Annotated in this window: 1 pseudogene and 1 other annotated feature; the pseudogene reads left to right on the forward strand. The window is 62.4% G+C overall.

Going from position 1 to position 255, the window contains the following annotated elements:
* Positions 1 to 8: 8 nt before the first annotated feature.
* Positions 9 to 255: pseudogene (locus AVHM3334_RS23840) on the forward strand (transposase); the annotation flags it as partial.
* Positions 176 to 255: a sequence feature (AL1L pseudoknot), on the forward strand. This feature is flagged as partial in the annotation. (Overlaps the previous pseudogene by 80 nt.)

Below are 255 nucleotides of genomic sequence, written 5' to 3' on the forward strand. Positions count from 1 at the left end.
CGGTGTAGGCCAAGGTGGGCTGCACAGCCGAGACGCTACGGTGTTGGGTGAGGCAGCACGAGCGGGACGTTGGCAAGCGCGAGGGGATGACGAGCACCGAGAAAGAGCGCATCAAGGCGCTTGAGAGTGAGGTTCGCGAGCTGCGTCAGGTCAACGAGATCCTGCGCAAGGCGTCGGCCTATTTTGCGCAGGCGGAGCTCGACCGCCCCTTCAAGCGATGAAGCAGTTCATCGATGAGCAGCGTGATGTCCATGG

Origin of the sequence: Acidovorax sp. SUPP3334 (assembly GCF_030159055.1) — a bacterium.
Lineage (GTDB): Bacteria > Pseudomonadota > Gammaproteobacteria > Burkholderiales > Burkholderiaceae_C > Paracidovorax.